The 321-nt window shown below is 34.6% G+C and carries 1 protein-coding gene; it reads right to left on the reverse strand.

Translation table 11 applies throughout. The annotated features are described in order from the left end of the window. Positions 1 to 103 precede the first annotated feature (103 nt). Positions 104 to 321 (reverse strand): MarR family winged helix-turn-helix transcriptional regulator (locus AOA60_RS32585; protein ID WP_218240529.1); only part of this gene is annotated, 218 nt, incomplete at its 5' end.

Below are 321 nucleotides of genomic sequence, written 5' to 3' on the forward strand. Positions count from 1 at the left end.
GTGTTCCATAATGATTTAACGCCATCTTCATTTTTAGATTCTGCTTTTCTATCATTTACCTTCATAGGCTTCTCCTTTAAAAATCATCCAAGCTGTAAATAGGTTACTTTATGTTCGAGTGAACTCTATCCAGTAGTGATAAAAAAGTGTCTTTCTCTTCTGCTGTAAAACCTCTGAAACTCAATTCCTCAATCTCGTGAAATACTTTTGCAACTTCCCCTTCCATCACTTTGCCTTTATCTGTTAGACTTACACTTAATGCCCTTTTTCCAGCATCATATACTACAGTTTCTCTCTTTATTAAACCCTTTTTTTCCATAC

The organism is Pseudomonas sp. 2822-17 (assembly GCF_002742485.1).
GTDB classification, from domain to species: domain Bacteria; phylum Pseudomonadota; class Gammaproteobacteria; order Pseudomonadales; family Pseudomonadaceae; genus Aquipseudomonas; species Aquipseudomonas cyclaminis.